The sequence below is a fragment of the Shewanella sp. MBTL60-112-B2 genome, from assembly GCF_019655055.1.
GTDB lineage: Bacteria > Pseudomonadota > Gammaproteobacteria > Enterobacterales > Shewanellaceae > Shewanella.
Genome location: NZ_BPFA01000035.1, coordinates 21,395 through 42,944, shown reverse-complemented (window position 1 = coordinate 42,944; position 21,550 = coordinate 21,395). Strand labels below are relative to the sequence as shown.

General features: G+C 45.3%; 15 protein-coding genes. 9 read left to right on the top strand and 6 right to left on the bottom strand.

Features of this window, described 5'->3' with window-relative positions:
• The first annotated feature begins 678 nt into the window (after positions 1 to 678).
• Positions 679 to 2,631, top strand: coding sequence for a BCCT family transporter (locus tag K5Q73_RS18225; protein WP_220765500.1), 1,953 nt, complete (start codon positions 679 to 681; stop codon positions 2,629 to 2,631).
• Positions 2,632 to 2,740: 109 nt separating this feature from the next.
• On the opposite strand, the gene gorA is transcribed toward K5Q73_RS18225, so the two are convergent.
• From gorA to K5Q73_RS18210, 3 genes are all read right to left on the bottom strand, one after another.
• On the bottom strand, positions 2,741 to 4,096 hold the full coding sequence (gene gorA / locus K5Q73_RS18220) for a glutathione-disulfide reductase (protein WP_220765499.1): 1,356 nt from the start codon (positions 4,094 to 4,096) through the stop codon (positions 2,741 to 2,743).
• Positions 4,097 to 4,419: 323 nt separating this feature from the next.
• On the bottom strand, positions 4,420 to 4,914 hold the full coding sequence (locus K5Q73_RS18215; protein WP_220765498.1) for a hypothetical protein: 495 nt from the start codon (positions 4,912 to 4,914) through the stop codon (positions 4,420 to 4,422).
• Positions 4,915 to 5,100: 186 nt separating this feature from the next.
• Positions 5,101 to 5,883: a hypothetical protein gene (locus tag K5Q73_RS18210; RefSeq protein WP_220765497.1), complete on the bottom strand. Its 783-nt coding sequence runs from the start codon at positions 5,881 to 5,883 to the stop codon at positions 5,101 to 5,103.
• A 275-nt stretch (positions 5,884 to 6,158) separates the two neighbouring features.
• Here K5Q73_RS18210 and prlC point away from each other — a divergent pair, with 275 nt between their 5' ends.
• Together prlC and K5Q73_RS18200 are read left to right on the top strand one after the other, a co-directional pair.
• The gene (gene prlC, locus K5Q73_RS18205; RefSeq protein WP_220765496.1) at positions 6,159 to 8,198 is read left to right on the top strand and encodes an oligopeptidase A; all 2,040 of its coding nucleotides are present in this window, start codon (positions 6,159 to 6,161) and stop codon (positions 8,196 to 8,198) included.
• Positions 8,199 to 8,320: 122 nt separating this feature from the next.
• Positions 8,321 to 8,893 carry a thioesterase family protein gene (locus K5Q73_RS18200; RefSeq protein ID WP_220765495.1) on the top strand — a complete coding sequence of 191 codons (573 nt, stop codon included), beginning with the start codon at positions 8,321 to 8,323 and terminating at the stop codon, positions 8,891 to 8,893.
• Here the strand turns inward: K5Q73_RS18200 and K5Q73_RS18195 are convergent.
• Positions 8,890 to 9,537 (bottom strand): glutathione S-transferase family protein, encoded by a 648-nt coding sequence (locus tag K5Q73_RS18195; RefSeq protein WP_220765507.1) that lies wholly within the window; start codon positions 9,535 to 9,537, stop codon positions 8,890 to 8,892. The genes K5Q73_RS18200 and K5Q73_RS18195 overlap by 4 nt on opposite strands.
• A 196-nt stretch (positions 9,538 to 9,733) precedes the next feature.
• On the opposite strand from K5Q73_RS18195, the gene K5Q73_RS18190 reads away from it, so the two are divergent.
• The 3 genes from K5Q73_RS18190 (at position 9,734) to K5Q73_RS18180 (ending at position 15,109) form a co-directional block, all read left to right on the top strand.
• Positions 9,734 to 10,423, top strand: a complete 690-nt coding sequence (locus K5Q73_RS18190) for a DNA-3-methyladenine glycosylase I (RefSeq protein WP_220765494.1) — start codon at positions 9,734 to 9,736, stop codon at positions 10,421 to 10,423.
• A 366-nt stretch (positions 10,424 to 10,789) separates the two neighbouring features.
• Complete coding sequence (locus K5Q73_RS18185) at positions 10,790 to 11,941, top strand: efflux RND transporter periplasmic adaptor subunit (protein ID WP_220765493.1); 1,152 nt, start codon at positions 10,790 to 10,792, stop codon at positions 11,939 to 11,941.
• A gap of 9 nt (positions 11,942 to 11,950) precedes the next feature.
• Positions 11,951 to 15,109: an efflux RND transporter permease subunit gene (locus K5Q73_RS18180; protein ID WP_220765492.1), complete on the top strand. Its 3,159-nt coding sequence runs from the start codon at positions 11,951 to 11,953 to the stop codon at positions 15,107 to 15,109.
• 326 nt (positions 15,110 to 15,435) lie between these two features.
• Here the strand turns inward: K5Q73_RS18180 and yfcE are convergent, their stop codons facing one another.
• Both yfcE and K5Q73_RS18170 read right to left on the bottom strand, forming a co-directional pair.
• Positions 15,436 to 15,993, bottom strand: a complete 558-nt coding sequence (gene yfcE, locus K5Q73_RS18175; RefSeq protein ID WP_220765491.1) for a phosphodiesterase — start codon at positions 15,991 to 15,993, stop codon at positions 15,436 to 15,438.
• 474 nt (positions 15,994 to 16,467) lie between these two features.
• Positions 16,468 to 18,087, bottom strand: a complete 1,620-nt coding sequence (locus K5Q73_RS18170) for an AbgT family transporter (protein ID WP_259650841.1) — start codon at positions 18,085 to 18,087, stop codon at positions 16,468 to 16,470.
• A 1,070-nt stretch (positions 18,088 to 19,157) separates the two neighbouring features.
• Here K5Q73_RS18170 and K5Q73_RS18165 point away from each other — a divergent pair.
• From K5Q73_RS18165 to K5Q73_RS18155, 3 genes are all read left to right on the top strand, one after another.
• Positions 19,158 to 19,727: a LemA family protein gene (locus tag K5Q73_RS18165; protein ID WP_220765490.1), complete on the top strand. Its 570-nt coding sequence runs from the start codon at positions 19,158 to 19,160 to the stop codon at positions 19,725 to 19,727.
• 87 nt (positions 19,728 to 19,814) lie between these two features.
• Positions 19,815 to 20,837 (top strand): DUF3137 domain-containing protein, encoded by a 1,023-nt coding sequence (locus tag K5Q73_RS18160; protein WP_220765489.1) that lies wholly within the window; start codon positions 19,815 to 19,817, stop codon positions 20,835 to 20,837.
• Positions 20,834 to 21,547 (top strand): lytic transglycosylase domain-containing protein, encoded by a 714-nt coding sequence (locus K5Q73_RS18155; RefSeq protein ID WP_220765488.1) that lies wholly within the window; start codon positions 20,834 to 20,836, stop codon positions 21,545 to 21,547. The genes K5Q73_RS18160 and K5Q73_RS18155 overlap by 4 nt, the downstream gene beginning before the upstream one ends.
• The last annotated feature ends 3 nt before the right edge of the window (positions 21,548 to 21,550 follow it).

Genomic DNA, 21,550 nt, shown 5'->3' with positions numbered 1-21,550 from the left:
GCTGTTAGCGTTAAGCGATTCTTGTTTTGTATGGCACGATGATATCGTGCCTGCTACTTTGACACTGTTCTAGCCGCTCCTGCCACACTCCTCTACAGGTACTTTTACAACTTCCCTTTATATCAATCACTCTCTCCCACCAGTTTCAATCAGCAGAATCGCACAGAAAAATCCACGTTACAGCTTGTTTGTTAGAGAGAACTGTCGTGTTGATTTAATGTGCTGGAACAACCTAATAAAGTGAATTATGCATGTTTAGGCTCGATTTTGCCCGAAAGCCTCATTTATATACTTTTAACCTAAAAACGTGAGGCGTTATAACCATTTCATGCGTGTGCATAAAGCCTGTCTATAAAGGGGTTGGTTGTGTTTTGGTTGTTTTCTGAACGCCTAATTTTTGGCGGGTAAAACCATATGAGAACTTGGTCACAATTTTGATTGATTCGAGAGATAAGTTTGTCGACAGTTAGGCTGATTAACATTATTTTATCCTTAGTCCATATTAATCGTAATCTGGATAACTTTCGAGTGTTATAAGACTCACAAAAAAAACCGTTCACACACATTATTCATACTCTTTCTTTTAGTAGAAAACCCGTCTGGCCCTTTCAGCACGGGGAGCAGTCTGTGGCGTGCACTTAATTAAATTTGTTTTTAGGTTGTTACGGACAATAAAAAATGAAAAAACACTTCGAGCTTATCGATAAGCCGACATTTTTCGGCGCAATAATGCTGCTTTGTGCTGTTGTGATCCCTTTGCTGATCTTTCCAGAGGAAGGGGCTGAGTGGATTGCGGTAGCTAAAACGTTTATGACAGACAAATTAGGCTTTGCCTATTTAGGTCTGGGATTGGCTGCTTTTTTCTTCATGATCTATATCGTGTTTTCAGATATCGGCCAAATCAAACTGGGCGATCCTGATGAAAAGCCTGAATTCGCACTGGCGTCTTGGGCGGCTATGCTATTTTGTGGTGGTATCGGTGCCAGTATTCTTTACTGGGGTACCATTGAGTGGGCTTATTACTACCAAAACCCACCATTTCAGCTAGAAGCTGGCAGTGAAGAAGCGGTGCGTTGGGCAGCAACTTACGGTTTGTTCCACTGGGGACCAATCGCTTGGTGTATCTATATGATCCCAGCCATCCCAATTGCTTACTTCTTTTATGTACGTAAGCAGCCAGTACTTAAAGTATCTGCTGCGCTTATGCCTGTTATTGGCGAAGCCAATAGCTTCGGTAAGCTAGGCAAAGTCATTGATGTACTGTTTATCTTCGGTCTTTTAGGCGGCGCGGCAACAACCTTAGGTTTGGCTGCACCACTGATTAACGAAGGTATTAGTTACCTGTTTGGTATTCCAGCATCGACTGGTAGCCAAATTGCTGTACTAATGGTGTGTACCGCTATCTTTGCTTACTCATCTTATATGGGTATGGACAAAGGCATTAAGATTTTAAGTAACATTAACTTCTGGGGTGCGTTAGGTTTACTGCTGTTTGTATTGGTTTGTGGCCCAACAATCTTCATGTTGGAAACCGGCTTAGATTCAATTGGTCGTATGTTGTCTAACTTCTTTGTTATGGCGACCTGGGCTGAGCCATTCGGCGGCATGGGTACCTTTGAAGATACGCATTTCCCACAAGATTGGACTATTTTCTACTGGGCGTGGTGGTTAGTATTTGCGCCAAGTATGGGTCTATTCGTAGCACGTATTTCTCGCGGTAGAACAATTAAGCAGATGGTATCGGGTGCAGTGTTCTTCGGTTCGCTAGGCTGTTCAATGTACTTCATCATCTTGGGTAACTACGGTTTATCACTGCAGTTGTCTGGCGAACTTGATGTGGTGAGCATTCTTAATGCTGAGGGCGCGACTCGCGCAATCTTCGCCATTTTAGAGACCCTGCCGTTTAGTACTTTGGTTATTGCTGTATTTACCTTGTTATGTGTGATTTTCACCGCAACAACGTTTGACTCCATCTCTTATATCTTGGCATCGGTTGTACAAACTAACGTGACCGAAGACCCAATGCGTTGGAACCGTTTGTTCTGGGCTTTCACTTTATCATTTATGCCTTCGGCACTGATGTTTATGGGCGGCTTAGCAACATTGCAAACAGCGGCAATTGTGGGTGGTTTACCATTATTGATTATTGCGGTAATGCTAATGATTTCGGGTGTTAAGGCGGCGACGTTAGACTTAGCGCATCAAGATGATTACGTCGATCCTGTGATTAATATTTCAGATCTTCCTGATGTTGACCCTTGGAGTAAAGAAGGTCAGGCATTAGCTCGTTTTGAAGGGCTACGTGATAACGCGATTGAAGCTGCTGAGCTTGAGCGTGAAGCTAACGATGCTATCTGGATGCTTAAGAAGCAGTTACGTAAAGAAGCACTGTCACGCGGCGAATCGAGTATTGATTTGGGCGATGCGCCTGATGAGATCATCGAGCAGTTACGCCAGTTAACTGATGACTCAATGAAGGCTAAAGAGGCCAAGCTTGCAGCGTCAGAACTTGCACAAGAAGCGCGTGTAGCCTTCGATGCACTAATGCGTAGCAAGGAAGAGGAAGAGGCATTATTAGCTCAGGAAGAAGTTAAGCTGGCTATTCAGGCACGCTTGAATACCCCTAGCTAATAGTAATATTGCCGATTAATGCTTGAACATGGATTTTCAGGCATTAAGCGACAAACGCTAGATACAAAAAAGCCGCTGATAAGCGGCTTTTTTTATATTAATCATAAGATTAACGCATGGTAACAAACTCTTCTGCGCCCGTTGGGTGAATGGCCACCACGGCATCAAAATCTGCCTTAGTTGCGCCCATCTTCATCGCCACGCCAAAGCCTTGTAAAATCTCATCCATACCGTAACCGATACCGTGAATGCCCACTACTTTTTGGTCATCACCGGCACAGACTAGCTTCATTTTACAAGCTTGGCGGTGTGCAGTGACTGCGGTGTACATCGAAGTGAAACCTGAGGTGTAAACTGTTACGTTTTCTTCGCCGTACTGCGCGATAGCTTCTGGCTGGGTAAGGCCCATAGTACCAATAGCTGGGTGGCTAAATACTACGGTAGGAATAACGCTGTAATCCATTTTAGCATCTGTCATACCGTTGAATAAGCGCTCTGACAGCAGGCGGCCCGCTTTAACGGCAACAGGTGTTAGCTCTACGCCGCCAGCCATGATATCGCCAACACAGTAGATGCCAGCATCTGTAGTGTTTTGCTGCTCGTCGGTGATTACATAGCCTTTGGCATCGACTTCAACTTTGGTGTTTTCAAGACCGATATTACCCGTCGATGGCAGACGACCGATAGCCCAGATAAGGCAATCAACATCATAGCTTTCACCATTTTCAATCTTAAGCGTTAAGCTGCCATCGTCATTTTTAGTGACCGACTCCGGTGTGCTGTGGGTATGCAGCGTTGGGCCATCGGTAGCCATCGACTCGATAAGCGCTTCGCTTAACATTGGGTCGAAGTTACGCAGTGGTGCATGCTTACGTACAAATAGGTGGGTGTCGCTGCCTAAAGCTTGTAATACGCCTGCGACTTCAACGGCGATATAACCTGCGCCAACTACGGCAACGCGCTTTGGCTGTTCGTTTAAGGCAAAGAATCCGTCTGAATCAATACCGTGCTCAGCACCTGGAATGTTTGGAATCGTTGCAGCGCCACCAGTGGCAATTAAGATGTTGTCGGCAGTGTAGTGTTCGCCATTAACTTCAATTGTGCGGCTGTCGACAAAACGGCCGTAGCCACGTACTAGCGTTACGCCGTTGCTTTCTAGGCCACGGTCATATGAGCCGTGAATACGGTCGATATAAGCTTCGCGGCTAGCCACTAATGTGCTCCAGTCGAACTTATTAACGGTTACGTCAAAGCCATAGTCTTTAGCGTACAGGTGCATGGCTTCGGCAACTTGAGCGCCGTACCACATGACTTTTTTCGGTACACAACCTACGTTGACACAAGTGCCGCCTAGCTCTTTTGCTTCGATAAGCAAGACCTTGGCGCCGCGCATGGCTGCTCTGTTAGCCGATGCAATGCCGCCGCTACCTGCGCCAAGACAGATATAATCAAAATGTTGAGCCATGTGTATCTCCAATAAGGTTGCGAACTGTGCAATAAAGGCCGAAAGTAAGGTTGCCTCTATTGCGATAATTATGGTTAAGACGTCGATTATCGTAAAAGACGAGTAATCAATGACGAAATAACGATTTGGCTTTAGCCAGTTCAAGAACAAGCCATTGTAGAGGTAATTTTGTGATCCAGCTAGCCCCACAGCTTATGAGCTAGAGGACATTAATCACGCGGTTAATAAGCCTGTTGTTAGCTGATTAAATGGGGACGCTTAGTGACAGCTTCAAGCCCTACTTATGACGAGTGGAATCTAATAGTGGGTGATGGCTGGGCTGATTAGCGCTTGTACTGACAAGATGCGTGATCGCTTTGCTCAGGCCCTTCGGCACCGCATTTCATACACTGCCACTCTTTCTGGCGGATATCGAGTTCCTGTTGATAGTGTCTATTGCGTGAGTTTACACCGGCACTCAGATACTTATCTAGGTTATTCATACGGTTGTTAAGCCAGCGACACCCTGGATCGTTGGCCACGCTGCTGCGACTGGCGAGTCGTTGTTTACGACTTTTAGGTTTAGGCTTTTTAGCCTGATTTTTATGGGATGGCTTTGTTTGGGGGGACTTGGTTTGGGGAGATAGCGGTGAGGCGGTAGTTGCGGGCGCTGAATAATTAAAATGGCTCTGAGTTTTGCTGGGAACATGAATGGGCTGTCCCTTATCGTTAAGCACACTGCCTAGCGCGAGTGGTGGACTATCGGCTTCACTAGCTAAGCCAATTTGGCTATAAAAAATAATGAGTGTGCCTAATAATAGGCGAGGTAGAAGTAACATTCCCTGTTCCCCTTAAGCAAGATTACAGTCCATGTAATCTGATATGGATTGGTATTGTAGCATTCGCTCCTGATGCAATAAGCGAGATTTAACAGGAGCGAAAGTGGTTAGCTGTCAGTGTTTAACTATCAGTATAGCTAACAAGCATAAGTTAACGAGCAAGCTTGGCTAGTGGCTACACGCCAATTAGAAATTCCAGCTTAGGTGAAGGCCTGCAAAGGTTTCATCTAGGCTGCCAGTCACGCCATCATTGCGCGCTTCAAGCTTGATATCTTCTTGCGCTATGGTGTGGCTGATATGGCCAGAAACAACAAAATTATTAGGCAGTAGGTACTCGGCTTCTACCCCAAATTGAAAGTGATTGGCGCCATCATGCTCTTCGGTGACATAATTAAAATCAAAGCCTTGAGTAACATAGGGGCTGACAGTGAGACCTTGAGCCAGTTCCCAGTTACTGTGTAGGCTGACTTCGACGAAATAGCCCGCCGCTTCAGTAGAGTAAGTGTAGCTAACTGATGGCACTAGCCAGTCTACCGCTGTGTATTCGAGCGTGCTAAATAGCTCGTTGTCATAGGCGCGCTCGTCACCATAAAACTCTAAGCGTTGATAACCCACGCTAGCGCTTAGGTTTTCGGTTAAATCCAAGCCATACTCTAGACCAAAATTCCATTCGGTATAATGCTGACTGTCACCACGCCCCACCGTGGCATAAACCGTCAGATTATCTTTCTGTATCGCAGCAGTAGCCCAATAGATGCCACCTTTGTCTAGGTTATTACGGCCTTCAGATATGTACTCTGAATCCCAGCCCAAATCGATAAGCCCCTGGATTTGGTTGCTCTCATCTGCCGGAAGTTGTTGGATGACTCTAGTGTTGTGGGAATCATCTATATTTGCCGCGTCGTCGGCAAAGGTTGCGGAACTCATTAATAGTGCCGCTAAGGCTGTGCATTGGCTGACTTTTCTCATGATAAAACTCGAAATATTGGCGAAAGAATTAACACCTCGCATACTAGAACTATATATATGAATGTAAATGATAATAGATCGTATTTGCGACATGGTTTGCAATACCAATTCTGTATAAAGTTTGCTCTGAAAAAGTTTGATTAAGATCGCAGTGATGGTAGATTTTTACTGTTAGGACGCATTAACTTTATAAACAATTATGCTCTATAGATTGAATATTGTGGCAAGAGCCCTTATCTCTTTACTTATCAACATAGAATGTTAAGGAATCATCGATGAGCAATCCTTTGTTAAACAGCAACAAGCTTCCCCCTTTTTCAAGTATCAAGCCTGAACATATTCAGCCCGCTGTTGAGCAAGGTATCGCCAATTGTCGCCAGAAGATCGAAGAGGTGCTTAAGCATCAAGGTGAGTTCACTTGGGATAATCTTGTTGCGCCGCTTGAGGAAGTGGACGACCAACTCGGTAAGTTGTGGTCACCAATCTCGCATATGAATTCGGTTGTGAGCAGCGAAGAGTGGCGCAAGGCTCATGATGCCTGTTTACCTTTACTGTCTGAGTACGGCACCTTTGTTGGTCAGCATCAGGGGCTGTATGAGGCTTATAAGTCGCTTGCCGGATCAGCCGAGTTTGCTACTTATTCTCAAGCGCAGAAGAAACTGATTGAGAATAGCCTACGAGATTTTGAGCTTTCGGGGATCGGCTTGAGCGATGGTGACAAGCTACGCTATGGCGAGTTAGTTAAGCGTTTGTCTGAACTCACCAGCAACTTCTCTAATCAACTATTAGATGCGACTCAAGCCTGGAGCAAGGTAATCACCGATGAGGCTGAGCTTGCAGGTTTGCCAGAGTCTGCGGTTGCTGCCGCTAAAGCGATGGCCGAAGCTAAAGAGTTAGATGCTTGGTTATTCACCTTAGACATTCCATCTTACCTACCGGTGATGATGTATAGCGAAAACCGTGTGCTGCGTGAAGAGTGCTACCGTGCATTTATCACTCGTGCATCGGATCAAGGCCCTAATGCTGGCGAGTTCGATAACGGTCCCTTGATGGACGAGATTTTGGCATTGCGTCATGAGCTGGCTAACTTATTGGGTTTCACAAGCTTTGCTGATAAGTCGTTAGCGACCAAAATGGCAGAGTCTCCAGCGCAGGTGCTGGACTTCTTAACTGAGCTAGCTGCACGTTCTAAGTCGCAAGGCGAAGCCGAGCTGGCAGAACTTACAGAATTTGCTGAAAAAGAGTGTGGCGTGACAGAACTTGAGCCTTGGGATCTGTCTTTCTACGCTGAAAAATTGAAACACCATAGATATGAGATCTCGCAAGAGATCCTGCGTCCATACTTCCCTGAAGACAAAGTGTTATCGGGTCTATTCTACACAGTATCGCGCCTATTTGGCCTCAAGGTTGAAGAACGTAAAGAGTTTGATACCTACCATAAAGATGTGCGCTTCTTTGATATTACCGATAGTAACGGTGAGCATCGCGGCAGCTTCTATCTGGATCTATATGCTCGTGAAGGTAAACGTGGTGGTGCATGGATGGACGATTGCCGTGCCCGTCGTAAGACGCTAGAGGGGATGCAAGATCCTGTGGCTTACTTAACGTGTAACTTCAACGCGCCAGTGGCAGGTAAGCCTGCATTGTTTACCCATGATGAAGTGACCACATTATTCCATGAATTTGGCCATGGCATTCACCATATGCTGACTAAAATCGATGTTGGCGGCGTGTCTGGCATTAGCGGTGTACCTTGGGATGCGGTAGAGCTACCGAGCCAGTTTATGGAAAACTGGTGTTATGAAGAAGAAGCGTTAGCCGAGATCTCTGGCCACTATGAAACAGGCGAGCCTTTACCTAAAGCGCTGCTAGACAAGATGCTCGCGGCGAAGAATTTCCAGTCTGGCATGATGATGTTGCGCCAGCTTGAGTTTTCGCTATTTGATTTCAAAATGCACCTAGAGTTTGATCCAGCTAAGGGCGCCGAGATCCAGCAAAAGTTGGATGAAGTACGTGAGCTAGTCGCTGTGATTAAGGCTGCAGACTTCAACCGATTCCAGCATAGTTTTGCGCATATCTTCGCAGGTGGTTACGCGGCGGGTTACTACAGCTATAAGTGGGCGGAGGTGCTTTCTGCAGATGCTTTCTCACTGTTTGAAGAGCAAGGGATTTTTAATGCCGCAACGGGTCAAAGCTTCCTTGAGAACATCCTCGAAATGGGTGGCAGCGAGGAGCCTATGGAACTGTTTAAACGTTTCCGTGGCCGTGAGCCACAAACTGATGCTTTGCTAAGACATAGCGGCATTAACGGCTAAGTCGTCGATATATCTATCCCTAAAAAGGCGCATTAAGCGCCTTTTTTGTTGTTCGGCCTCAAGCTTGTTATCTGGTATGACCTTTGTTAGCCTTTGTGATTCGTTATTCAAGGATGTTGTAAATGAATCTGTATTTCAGGCTGTTTTGGTTATTTATTTGGCGTAGCCGCCATTGTAAGAAAATCGACTTTTTAGATACCAGCCGACTGGACTATCGCGCGCTGCCTAGCGACTGCGATGTTAACTTTCATCTGACCAATTCTCGCTACCCCGCCTTTATGGATCTCGCTCGAACCTACATGATGGCCGAGATGGGCTTTTTAAAGCGCTTTCTTAAGCTCGGTTGGATGCCTATCGTTAATGCGGCTGAATTTACCTATATTCGCGACATTAAGCCGTTTGCCAAGTTTGAGATAGAAACTAAGCTGGTGGGCTGGGATGAGAAGTATTTTTATATTGAGCAACGTTTTGTGAGCGAGCGTGGCTTGCACTGTATCGCCCATGTGCGAGGAGTATTTGTTTGTAAGCGTAAACAAGTGCCAATTGCTACTATGCTAGCGGAAGTCGGTTTCAATGAGCCAGCACCACAATTGCCACCGGAGGTGATTAAGTGGAAGAGTTTCTTGCAGCTTAAGAAAGAGTGTAACCTACCTATTCCATCGAGCGAGCCGATAGAGTTTAAAGCGGCAAGCTAAGTATGCACAACCAGCTCACTTTGGCCTACGGTGGCGAGGGTGAGCTCTACCTCTTCAATGACCTGACTGACCGAGCCCCTGAGTTTTGCCTGGATCCAGTAGCGACCAATGTGTTGGTAGTCTAATAATTGCAGTCGGCTCTCAAGTGCTTGCAGACAGGGAATAAATGCACAATCGGCGAGGGTGAAGCTGTCGCCGCAAACCCAGTGATTGTTGGCTAGTCGCTTATCAAAAGCTCCTAGAGTGCTTAGCATGGCTCTTTCTAACTGCTTGATGTGGATCTGGTTATGACTGGTATTAATGGCAAATAACCAAGCATCAATCTCTCTATCTAATTGATTGTCGCTTAATCTGTCGTAGAGCCTAACATGCAAGGCTTGATGCTTTTCGATAGGAATAAGCTGAGTGCCAGAGCTGATATAACTATCCAGGTACTCGATAATAATCGTGGCATCGTTAAATGACTCTCCAGTGCGGTTCTGTAACAGGGGAAGCTTGCTTGAGCTGGTAAGCTGGCCAAAGCTACGCCTGCTAAAAGCATTGCTTAAGTCAATGATATGCGGGCTAAAGCTTGCCTGTTTTTCATAGAGGGCAATCAGTGTTTTTTGAGACTGGCGAGCCAGAGGGTGGTAATACAGATCCATAGCCAAAGTAGGTTCATTAAATATAAGGTTACTATTAACTCTAGTCGCTAATACCGGGTCTCTCAATGTAGAGAGGGCTGCGTTTGTTTAGGGTTATGTTGGCTTCTACGATTAAAAAGATGTAGCTTCAAATGGTTAATGAATATAAGTGATGGCTTAATTTAATTGTTGTTTAAATAAGTACCGAGAGAGAACTATGGCTCAAGTTGAAAAGTTTGCTGCTATCTATGCCAGAGCATCGCAGAGAAAGGGCGGCGACAAGGGGTTAGAAAGTCTATTGCCAACAGGGTTGGCGGATGAGGAGCTGACTCAGTTTACCGATGCGCAACTGTTATCCGAGATCAGCAAGAAAGTGTTTCAGAGTGGTTTCGTATGGCGAATTGTTGAGGCGAAGTGGCCTGAGTATGAGAAAGCCTTCTTTGGATTTGAGCCCTTTAAAGTATTGATGTTGTCGCCAGAGCAGCTGCAAGAACGCGCCAGTGACACTAAATTGATCAGGCACCTGAAAAAGACCATGGCGATTTACGACAATGCCCACATGGTTAACGATCTCGCATCTCAGCACGGCAGTTTTGCCCAATTTATTGCTGACTGGCCGAGTAACGATATTACTGGGCTTTGGGCCGAGCTTAAGCGAAAAGGGACGCGCCTCGGTGGTAATACAGGGCCTTATTTTCTACGCTCTATGGGTAAGGATACCTTTTTATTAACTAATGACGTGCAAGGTTACCTTAAGAGTCACGGTCTGGTGGATTATGGTTTTAGCTCTAAGGCTGGATTACAGCAAGTGCAGAGTGTATTTAATCACTGGCAGCTGGAGTCGGGTAGAAGCTTAGCCGATATCAGTCGGATCTTGGCTTGTAGCGTTGGCGACAATCGTATTTAACGACTAGTTTGAAGGTGTTGCTTACATTGAGTGCAAATAGCACAAAAAACTTGCTAATTAATCCGTCATGCTAGTTTGATGTTAATTATCAATTGTTTAGTGGTTGTTATTTGAACTCAGGGTTAACATGCTACACATTGCTGCTTGTTTGGTAACAATTATTAAACACACATAACTGATTTCATGCGGAAATTTTCATTACCTTACAATTTAAACTAGGAGTTTTCCTTGTTGACGAATACACATTGTGAGATAAAGGTGCGTTAAATATTCGACAAAAATTTATGCTTCCAAAGGTGGGATTGACGGCATTTTCTGCTTTCAAAAAAATGATTACCGAGTAGATGGCTTTTATTAGGAGTTCTCATGCGGCAAATAGTGAAAATTGCCTCTGTTTTAAGTGTGGCGTTATGGATAACTGGCTGTGAACCAAAACCTGAGCAAGGACCACAGCAACGTGGCCCTATGGAAGTTGGTGCTATAACGGTTACAGCTAAGCCTCAATCGATTATGGTTGAGCTACCAGGTCGTAGTAAGGCATATCTAGAGGCCGAAGTTCGTCCACAGGTAAGCGGTATCATTATGACCCGCGGCTTTATTGAAGGTAGAGATGTTGAACAAGGTCAGTCTTTATATCAGATTGAACCATCTACATATGAAGCTGCACTCGTTAGTGCAAAAGCGGACCTTACCAGCGCTGAAGCAGCATTGGTTTCGGCTAAAGCTAAAGCGTTACGTTTTGCAAAACTAATTAAGCTGAACTCTATTAGTCAACAAGACTTTGATGAAGCTGACGCGGCTTATAAAGAGGCGATGGCACGTGTAACTGTAGCAAAAGCTGCGATTAACACAGCGTCGATTAACCTTGAATACACTAAGGTAACGGCACCGATTTCTGGCCGTATTGGTAAGTCTGATGTGACAGCTGGTGCACTTGTTACAGCTAATCAAAGCCAAACATTAGCGACAATTCAGCAGTTAGATCCAATCAATATTGATATCGCCCAGTCGAGCGCGCAGATGTTGCGTCTTAAGTCTCAACTTAAGCGTGGTCAAATTGAAGCGGCTGCAAATGCAAACGTTGAGCTAATCCTTGAAGATGGTACTCCATACCATCATACCGGTGTGCTGCAGTTTGCTGAAGTGACGGTTAATGAAAACACGGGTTCTGTAATTATTCGTGCTGAATTCCCTAACCCGGATGGCACGTTAATGCCTGGCATGTATGTGCGTGCAGTGCTTAATACGGGTACCGACCCTAAAGCGATTCTAGTGCCGCAAAAAGCCATTACTCGTAACACTAAAGGCCAAGCGGTCGCTATGGTGATCGAAGATGGCAAAGTGGCTGCACGTATTGTGACAACTGCTGAAGTGATTGATAACCAATGGCGTATTATTGACGGCTTAAAGGTTGGCGATCAGCTAATCGTTGAAGGCCTACAAAAAATTCGTCCAGGCGCGCCAGTAAAGGCGGGTCCTTTGGTCGCAGATAAGAAACCAGAAACACAACAGAAATAGGGCAGAGTTATGGCACGTTTCTTTATCGATCGCCCAATTTTTGCATGGGTGATCGCTATTATTGTGATGCTGGCGGGTGTGCTCTCAATTGTGGGCTTACCAGTATCGCAATATCCAAGCATTGCACCGCCGTCGGTAGTGATCAGTGCTGTTTATCCTGGTGCTTCGGCTAAGACGATGGAAGACTCAGTAACTCAGGTTATTGAGCAGCGAATGACAGGTATTGACCACCTTCGCTATATTACATCGACCAGTGATAGCTTTGGTAATGCGCAAATTACCTTAACGTTTAATGCTGAGGCCGATCCTGATATCGCGCAGGTACAAGTGCAGAACAAGCTACAGCTTGCAATGCCATTGTTACCGCAAGAAGTTCAGGCGCAAGGTGTTAACGTAAGTAAATCGAGTGCTGGTTTCTTGATGGTAGCGGCTTTCGTATCACAAGACGGTTCACTTGATAAAAACGATATTGCCGATTACGTAGGCTCTAACATTCAGGATCCGCTAAGCCGTGTTCCTGGTGTAGGTACTATCGAGCTATTCGGTGCGCAATATGCGATGCGTATATGGTTAGACCCATTAAAACTGACTCAATATAACCTGACAAGCCAAGACATTATCTCTTCTATTCGAGAGCAGAATGCCCAGGTGTCAGCAGGTCAGTTAGGTGGTGCTCCATCGGTTGCAGGCCAAGAACTAAACGCAACGGTATCGGCGCAAAGCCGTCTACAAAACGCTGAGCAGTTTAAAAAGATCATCATTAAAGCCGACACTTCGGGTGCGAAAGTATTTCTAGAAGACGTGGCGCGTGTTGAGCTAGGCGCTGAAAGCTATGCAGTTGAGTCGTACTTTAACGGCAAGCCTGCGGCAGGTATTGGTATTCAGTTAGCAACCGGTGCTAACGCATTGGCAACTGCTGAAGGTGTGCGTGGAAAAATCAATGAGATGAAGCCATTCTTCCCTGATGGGATGGAAGTGGTTTATCCATACGATACAACTCCATTCGTTGAGAAATCAATTGAAGGCGTTGTGCACACGCTGCTTGAAGCTGTTGTTTTAGTATTCTTGATCATGTACCTGTTCTTGCAGAACTTCCGTGCAACGCTAATCCCAACGATTGCGGTGCCAGTAGTACTACTGGGTACATTTGCTATTTTGGCCGCTGCAGGCTTCTCGATTAACACGCTAACTATGTTCGCTATGGTACTGGCAATTGGTCTTCTGGTAGATGACGCGATTGTTGTAGTAGAGAACGTTGAACGTGTTATGCAGGAGGAAGGTCTCAGTCCCATCGAGGCAACCAAGAAATCCATGGATCAAATCACTGGTGCGCTAGTGGGTATTGGTCTAACGCTTTCTGCTGTATTCGTTCCAATGGCATTTATGTCAGGTTCAACCGGTGTTATTTATCGTCAGTTCTCGATTACGATTGTGTCAGCAATGGCGCTATCGGTTATGGTGGCGATCATCCTAACTCCAGCACTTTGTGCGACCATGCTAAAGCCGATTGGCAAAGGCGAAAGCCATGCAAAAACCGGTTTCTTTGGTTGGTTCAATCGCAAGTTTGATGCATTGACTTCTCGCTATGAAGCCAGTGTTGCAGCAATGATTAAGCGTACTGGCCGTACTATGATGGTTTACCTCGCAATTACGGTTGCAGTAGGTTGGATCTTCATGCGTATGCCTACCGCATTCTTGCCAGATGAAGACCAAGGCATCTTGTTCACTCAGGCTATTTTGCCAGTGAACTCGACGCAGCAAGAAACTAAAGCTGTGCTTGAGCGTGTTACCGATTTTTACCTAACTGAAGAAGCGGCAAACGTTAAATCTGTATTTAGCGTATCGGGCTTCAGTTTCGCGGGTAATGGTCAAAACATGGGTATTGCGTTCGTTGGTCTTAAAGACTGGTCTGAACGTAGTGAACCAGGTCAAGACGTACAGTCAGTTGCTAACCGCGCCATGGGCATGTTTATGGGGATGAAAGAAGCCTTTGTATTCGCCTTTGTACCGCCAGCGGTAATTGAGTTAGGTACGGCTAACGGTTTCGACTTCTACTTGCAGGACAAGAATGGCCAAGGTCATGAAAAGCTAGTTGAAGCACGTAATATGTTGCTGGGTATGGCTGCACAGAATCCGAACCTAGTGGGCGTACGTCCTAACGGTCAGGAAGATGCACCGCTTTATCAAGTCCATATCGATCACGGTAAGCTACGTGCATTAGGCGTTGATATTGACTCAGTAAACAGCGTACTAGGTACAGCTTGGGGTGGTAATTACGTTAACGACTTTATCGACCGTGGTCGTGTGAAGAAGGTTTACGTACAAGGTGAAGCCGAATACCGTATGCAGCCAGAAGATCTCGACTCTTGGTACGTGCGTAACGACAAAGGCGAAATGGTACCTTTCTCGGCATTTGCTAGCGGCAGTTGGCAATATGGTTCGCCACGTCTAGAACGTTTCGGTGGTTTACCAGCGATGAACATCCAAGGTGGTACAGCGCCAGGTTACAGTACAGGTGCGGCAATGGATGATATCGAGGCTATGGCTAAGAAGCTTCCACCAGGATTTGGTATCGAGTGGAACGGTCTTTCTTATGAAGAACGTTTATCGGGGAACCAAGCGCCAATGCTTTATGCCTTGTCGATTGTGGTGGTATTCCTAGTACTAGCTGCACTATACGAGAGCTGGTCGGTTCCATTTGCGGTAGTACTTGTAGTACCTCTGGGTATTATCGGTGCCTTGATTGCGATGAATGGTCGTGGTTTACCTAACGACGTATTCTTCCAGGTAGGTCTACTGACCACAGTGGGCCTAGCAACAAAGAACGCCATCTTGATTGTGGAATTCGCTAAAGAGTTCTACGAGAAAGGCGCGGGACTTGTAGAAGCAACACTACATGCAGTTCGAGTGCGTTTACGTCCAATCCTGATGACGTCGCTAGCATTCGGTCTAGGTGTTGTACCACTAGCCATTAGTAGCGGTGTAGGTTCTGGTAGCCAGAACGCCATCGGTACTGCGGTACTAGGCGGTATGATGAGCTCGACCTTTATGGGGATCTTCTTTATCCCAATCTTCTTCGTGATTGTTGAGCGTATGTTCAGTAAGCGCGAGCGAGATGCAGCGAAAGTTGCTAAGGCAGAAGCTAAAGCAGCTAAAGCGAACAAATAACCTAAAGGTTACAGAGTTCACTCGCTAACACTAAAAAGCCCAGCAAATGCTGGGCTTTTTGTTATTAAAAGATAGGAGCTAGGGCCTAGGATCTAGGACGTTCGCAGGCTCACTGCTAGAACGGTGCTGCGCACCTGCGAGGAAAAGCTAACAGCTTAAAAGCTAAAGCCTACTCATAGTGCTTGGAATCTTTTGGTTGTTGCTTTTCCTAGGTCCTAGAACCTAGGACCTATCTTCTAACCCTTTCCGTCTTAGCCTTTCTAGAAGCGACAAGGTCGCGCTCTCGCAGGGCGAAGCCCGTCCTCGTCTTAGTTCTTTCCTCGGTCCTATCTTTTAAGGCATATCGAACAGCTTAGTAATAGCTCGTCGTTGTCTAATGCGCGTACCTGACACTCTGTCGTGGTCATTATGCCGTATGAAGCGCGGCCATTATTGCGTGGAATCGTGGTTGAGCCAGGGTTAAACAGCAAAACATCATCACGATATTCAGCCACTGGAATATGGCTATGACCATAGAGTAAACCATCGCCACTTTGTAGTGGTGGCAGGTTGTCTGGGTTGTAAATATGGCCATGAGTTAAGAATAAACGCATTTGTGCTAGTAATACGTGAGCGTAGCTGGCTGTGATCGGAAACTGTAGTAATGCTTGGTCGACTTCGCTGTCACAGTTACCGCGTACGGCAATGATTTTGCTACTGTAGGCATTTAATGCCTCAGCTGTCGCCACCGGATTGTAGCCGTCAGGGATGGCATTACGTGGGCCATGGTTTAGAAGGTCACCCAATAGAATAAGGTGGTTAGCGTTGGACTCGTCAAAACGAGCCAGCATGGCTTGAGTTGCCGACAGGGAACCGTGTAAATCGGAGGCAATAAAGAGTTTCATAGACTATGGCTAGAGTGATATGTCAGATCGTCAATATAGCTTTGTTTTTCTATAAAGCTAGTAAAAGATAGGTACTAGTAGCTAGGGCCTAGGACGTTCACGGGCTCACTATTAGGAGATAGGTACTAGGACGTTCGCAGGCTCACTGCTAGGACGGTGCTGCGCACCTACGAGGACGCCAACGTTTAAAGATAGGGCACTCGCAAGCTCGTTTCTAGAACGTTCGCACGCTCACTGCGAGGACGCCAACAAGTTGGCTACTAGGAAAAGATAATAGCTTAAGACCAAAGACCAAAGACCAAAGACCAAAGCTGACTTATGCCACCTGTAATCTTTTGATTGTTGTTTTCCTAGGTCCTAGAACCTCGCACCTAGGACCGATCTTTTTTATCTTTTCCTAGAAGTGACGAAGTCACGCCTCGCAGGGCGAAGCCCGACCTCGTCTTGGCTTTACCTAGAAACTAGGACCTTCTTTTAAGGCGTATAATAAGTCGCTGCACCTGGGCCTACTGGTAGGCCAATCACGAATACCCAGATAAAGAAGAAGCAGGTCCAACCGATAAAGAATACGATTGAATACGGCAGCATAGTCGCGACTAGCGTACCGATACCTAGGTTTTTCTTATACTGGGAGGCTACCGCTAAAATGAGGCCGAAGTAACTCATCATTGGCGTAATCAAGTTAGTTACAGAGTCACCTATTCGGTAAGCCGCCTGAATGGTTTCTGGTGCGTAACCCACTAGCATCAACATAGGTACGAAGATAGGTGCGTTAACAGCCCACTGAGCTGAAGCACTACCTAGCATCAAGTTGATAAAGCCACACATCATAATAAATAGCACGAATACTAACGGCCCGGTTAGGCCAACGGCATTGAGTGCATCTGCGCCAGATACCGCTAATACCGCACCTAAGTTAGTCCACTTAAAAAAAGCCACAAACTGTGAGGCAAAGAAGACTAAAACGATATACATGCCCATGCTACTCATACTGCTAGACATGGCGTTAATGACATCGGTATCGCGCTTCATGCTGCCAACTACGCGGCCGTAAACTAGACCTGGAATGGCAAAACACACAAAAATAAACGCCACAATTCCTTTAAGGAATGGCGAGCCAGCGACTAAGCCAGTTGTTTGGTTTCGAAGTGGTGCGCCTTCAGGAATAATGGTTAATGCTAGAATTGCAGACATCACCAGTACCGTCAGACCTGCGATTTTTAGGCCTTTCTTTTCAAGCGCGCTAACCGTATCCATCTTCTGTTCGCTAAGATCGATTGCTGCTTCGCTAGCGTCATATTTACCTAGCTTGGGCTCAACGATTTTCTCGGTAACAAAGGCGCCTAGGAAAGTAATTAAGAAGGTGGAAACGAACATGAAGTACCAGTTTACTTCTGGGCCAACTAAGTAGTCAGGATCGATCATTTGCGCTGCTGCTTCGGTGATCCCTGATAGTAAGGGATCGACAGTGCCCAGCAGTAAGTTAGCACTGTAACCGCCCGATACGCCGGCAAATGCCGCCGCAAGGCCTGCAAGTGGATGACGCCCTAAAGAGTGAAAAATCATCGCCGCCATTGGAATTAATACCACATAGCCTAGCTCTGATGCGGTGTTCGACACGATACCAGCAAACACCAAGGTTAGTGTGACTAAGCGCTTAGATGCGCCCATTACCAGCAAACGCATTGCAGCAGACAATAAGCCTGAGCGATCGGCAATGCCTACACCTAACAAGGCTACAAGTACGGTTCCAAGAGGAGTGAAGCCGGTAAAATTAGTCACCAAATTGGAGACTATCATCCGCAAACCTTCAGCATTCATTAAACTGACAACGTGAATAAGTCCGTCGGCACTGCGGCCTGATGCGCCCTCTGGGCGTGGATCGACAACGGTTAATTCAAAGTAACCGGCGATTCCACTAATCACTACAACTGCAGCGCAGAACATGGCAAAAAGCGTAATAGGATGAGGCAGTAAGTTACCTAGGCGTTCAACTACGTTAAGGAAGCGGACAAACCAACCACTTGGCTGATTATTAGGATCGGAAGGGACATCACCTGGTAAGGGCAGGCTGTCGCCATTGTTGGAGCTCATAGGATCTTCCTTATAATTATTATTTTGTTATTTTTATTCTACTTGTGTACGCCGAGAGTAGCTACTGATAAGCACTTCTTGTTAAGTCAATGTGGCATGATGGATAAGAAAAATTAATTAAACCTTAAATCAGCCCATTTGTTAATAACACGATAAAGCATCATCATGAGTACCAATGCGGCTTTGCAGGGTTTTTGAGGTGAAATGATACTGAGGTTTTCTATGAATTTCAGGCAAAAAAAAGGACTCATATAGGATGAGTCCAAAAGGGATTGATTAACAGTTTCCGTTGGGAGTGGGATTACTATAACTAGGGTTAGCTGTATCAAAGCTGAATGGAGAAAAGGAGTTAGATTAACAGTTGTTAACCTTGCTTCAGTCTAGTTTTAAGGTGCTGTAAGTAACTAATATAAAAATGTTAGTTGCAATTTTAAAGGCAAAAAAGGACTCATTTAAAATGAGTCCAAAAGGGATGATTGGGTTAAACGCTTACTTAAGATATGTGATTACTATAACTAGGGAATACTGTATCTAAGCTGAATCAATAATGTGCAAGATTTATCCAGAGAAGGCTGCAGAGAAGCCTGAAATAGCCTAAAAGCTCTACAAACTTATGAGTAATGATAAAGTTAATCAAAAGGGTGAATAAGTTTGCTTGTTTTAGGGGTTTTATTACTAAAAGCCTTTAGGATGAATGTTGCTTAGCTCAAAAAATCACTCAGTGAAAACTGCACTTATTTATTGATATATATAGTTAATAATTTTTGTTGTGGCTGATTTGTAAGCGCTGGCTGTATTTATATGCTGTTTAGTGTTTTTATTTAATTAGAGTACGATTAGTTGTTGTTTGATCCGGGGTTTTCTCAATATTTTGGCTATATCTTTGCTGCGCTGATTAAAAAGTAACGCAGATAATATCGGCTTAATCTGCGTTCAGGCTGGATTTAGTTTTCTAAATAAGTAACAGTATGAGAGATAAGTAAATAGGGTATGGCTTCACTGGTTTAATCGCAGAAATGTAAGCCAATACGAAGTGAGCTTTATAGAAAAATAATAAATAGGAAGCATGGATGGAAGGGTTATTGTTGGGATCGGGCTTAGTGGTGATAATTGCCTATCTTTGGTATGTCAGTTTAATCAAGAAGCGTAATGCGGGACGTGAAGCGTTATCGGGTATCGATGTTCAGCTTAAGAAGCGTGCTAACCTAGTGCCGAATATTCTTAAGATCGCACAAAAGTACATGGATCATGAGAAGTCTCTACTGACTGAAATCACCGAGTTAAGAGCTTTAGCAGCCAAAAGCTATAACGATGTCGATCCTACGGCTGTAAAGGCGCACCTTGAGGCGTCGGAAAAGCTGAATCAAAAAATGTCACAGTTGATGGTGACGGTTGAAAACTATCCTGAACTCAAGTCTGACAATACCATGCTGCAAGCCATGCAGACTTACAACGAAGTAGAGGCTCAACTGTCTGCGGCGCGTCGTTTCTATAACTCGGCAGTGTCTGAACTGAATACTGCCGTAGAGATCTTCCCAGGTTCTATCATTGCCTCTATGGCGAGTGTCAAGGTGATGCCTTTCTATGAAGCTGACGAGGGCTCTAAAGCCCCAGTCGATGCTGCCGAATATCTAAAATAGCTTAAATTTATTAGCTTAATTACCGTAATACGAGTTATTGCGGTAACGACTCGTATCTAAACTGCAAATGAGTGAATTAGCCATAATATGAATTTCTTTAGCTTCCTGTTTGGCGCAGCGATAAAGCCTATTCGTAACACTAATAATCTCGTTGCTCCTGCATCTGAGATAGATGAATTTAAGCAATATTATCGGCAGCATCTGGAGCCTCTCACCAGTAAGTTTGAAAATGCCCGAGTGGCCAGTTTAACGGCGTGCCGCCAGCGCTTGTACCTGTGCGCTGCCATCTATATTGCCATTGCAACTTTGGCATTTCTGTTTATGCCATATCTGAATACTTCCGATCCTCTGATGGTTTACCTCATAGGTTTAGTCTTGTTGGCATTGCCTTTTGTTTGGTGGGTATTTAGGCCGATTAAGCATTATAAAACCGACGTGAAGCAGAAGATTTATCCACTCATTTTTAAGTATTTTGGTCATGACTTTGTCTTTTGCAAAGAGCATAAGATGAGCCTAAGCGCACTGAAAGCCTCTAAGCTGCTGCCTTATTATGAATCTGCTAGCTTTGACGATTATGTGCAGGGCACCTACAAAAATATTGAAATTGCCATCAATGAGTTGCAGCTAACTAAACAGGTAAGGCGTGACAAGTCGACCGACACTGTGACCGTGTTTAAAGGGGTGATGATTGAGCTCAGTAGCCATAAAGACTTTCGTGGCCATACTGTAGTCGTTAAGACCCGCGGTGGCTTGGTTAACTTCTTATCGGATTCCTTTAAGGGGCTAGAGCGGGTGAAGCTCGAAGATCCTATTTTTGAGAAGCAGTTTGATGTATTTTCTACCGATCAAATTGAAGCGCGCTATTTGCTAACTGTGACTTTTATGGAGCGACTGCAGGAGCTGTCAGCCAGTTTTGGCAATAAGATACAGTGTGCTTTCTATCGTAATAAGTTGCTGATCATGCTTGGTAGCAAAGATAATCGCTTTGAGATGGCGTCGATATTTAAGCCGGCGACATTTGAGTATGAATTTAGTCAGATAAACAAAGAGATGAAGCAGTTATTTGCTATCGTTGATGTATTGCAATTGGAGCGTTCGACTGGATTATGATTAAGCAAGGAATGTTGTTCAGTTTGCTATATATCTCAGTGGCAGCAGCCGCAGATACAGGGAAGCCTCATTTTGTTGCCAAGCCGTCAAATAAGAGTGTGCTGGGTAAAACGGCCTCCAATAATGTAGGGCACAAGCCTTCTCAAGGCTCTGCAGTCGTTTCTGGGCAAGGTGAAAAGGTGTATCACTACATCACTGCTGACGGGGGGCTCGCTTTTTCCGACTCAGCCCCAGAGCAAGGACATTATCAGGTACTTCTTTTTGATTGTTATGCCTGTAAACCGCAGTCTAATATTAACTGGAGCGCTATACCGCTATTTACCTCCCAATATCAGCAGCAAATTGCCATGGCAGCACGAGAGTACCGCATAGAGGCGGCACTCATTCGAGCGGTTATTCATGCAGAATCAGCTTTTAAGCCTAAGGCGGTTTCTAAGACTGGTGCGCAAGGGTTAATGCAACTGATGCCCGCCACGGCTAATGAGCTGGGGGTGAGTGATGCTTTTCACCCAGAGCAAAATATTCTGGCGGGTAGTCGATATCTAGCCCAGCTATTAAAACGTTTTAATGGCGATATTGTCTTGGCCTGCGCCGCTTATAACGCCGGAGCATCAAGGGTGGACCAATATAATGGCGTCCCACCTTTTGCAGAGACCCAAGCCTATGTAGAACGAGTGCAGATCTTGCTAAAACGTTACCGCAAGGCTTGAAGG

What these genes read in the sequence shown, in the direction of transcription:
- gorA (WP_220765499.1), bottom strand. Translation starts at nt 4,096, where the DNA reads ATGGCTCAACATTTTGATTATATCTGTCTTGGCGCAGGTAGCGGCGGC.
- K5Q73_RS18215 (WP_220765498.1), bottom strand. Translation starts at nt 4,914, where the DNA reads ATGTTACTTCTACCTCGCCTATTATTAGGCACACTCATTATTTTTTAT.
- K5Q73_RS18165 (WP_220765490.1), top strand. Translation starts at nt 19,158, where the DNA reads ATGGAAGGGTTATTGTTGGGATCGGGCTTAGTGGTGATAATTGCCTAT.
- yfcE (WP_220765491.1), bottom strand. Translation starts at nt 15,993, where the DNA reads ATGAAACTCTTTATTGCCTCCGATTTACACGGTTCCCTGTCGGCAACT.
- K5Q73_RS18170 (WP_259650841.1), bottom strand. Translation starts at nt 18,087, where the DNA reads ATGAGCTCCAACAATGGCGACAGCCTGCCCTTACCAGGTGATGTCCCT.
- prlC (WP_220765496.1), top strand. Translation starts at nt 6,159, where the DNA reads ATGAGCAATCCTTTGTTAAACAGCAACAAGCTTCCCCCTTTTTCAAGT.
- K5Q73_RS18155 (WP_220765488.1), top strand. Translation starts at nt 20,834, where the DNA reads ATGATTAAGCAAGGAATGTTGTTCAGTTTGCTATATATCTCAGTGGCA.
- K5Q73_RS18160 (WP_220765489.1), top strand. Translation starts at nt 19,815, where the DNA reads ATGAATTTCTTTAGCTTCCTGTTTGGCGCAGCGATAAAGCCTATTCGT.
- K5Q73_RS18225 (WP_220765500.1), top strand. Translation starts at nt 679, where the DNA reads ATGAAAAAACACTTCGAGCTTATCGATAAGCCGACATTTTTCGGCGCA.
- K5Q73_RS18200 (WP_220765495.1), top strand. Translation starts at nt 8,321, where the DNA reads ATGAATCTGTATTTCAGGCTGTTTTGGTTATTTATTTGGCGTAGCCGC.
- K5Q73_RS18210 (WP_220765497.1), bottom strand. Translation starts at nt 5,883, where the DNA reads ATGAGAAAAGTCAGCCAATGCACAGCCTTAGCGGCACTATTAATGAGT.
- K5Q73_RS18195 (WP_220765507.1), bottom strand. Translation starts at nt 9,537, where the DNA reads ATGGATCTGTATTACCACCCTCTGGCTCGCCAGTCTCAAAAAACACTG.
- K5Q73_RS18180 (WP_220765492.1), top strand. Translation starts at nt 11,951, where the DNA reads ATGGCACGTTTCTTTATCGATCGCCCAATTTTTGCATGGGTGATCGCT.
- K5Q73_RS18185 (WP_220765493.1), top strand. Translation starts at nt 10,790, where the DNA reads ATGCGGCAAATAGTGAAAATTGCCTCTGTTTTAAGTGTGGCGTTATGG.
- K5Q73_RS18190 (WP_220765494.1), top strand. Translation starts at nt 9,734, where the DNA reads ATGGCTCAAGTTGAAAAGTTTGCTGCTATCTATGCCAGAGCATCGCAG.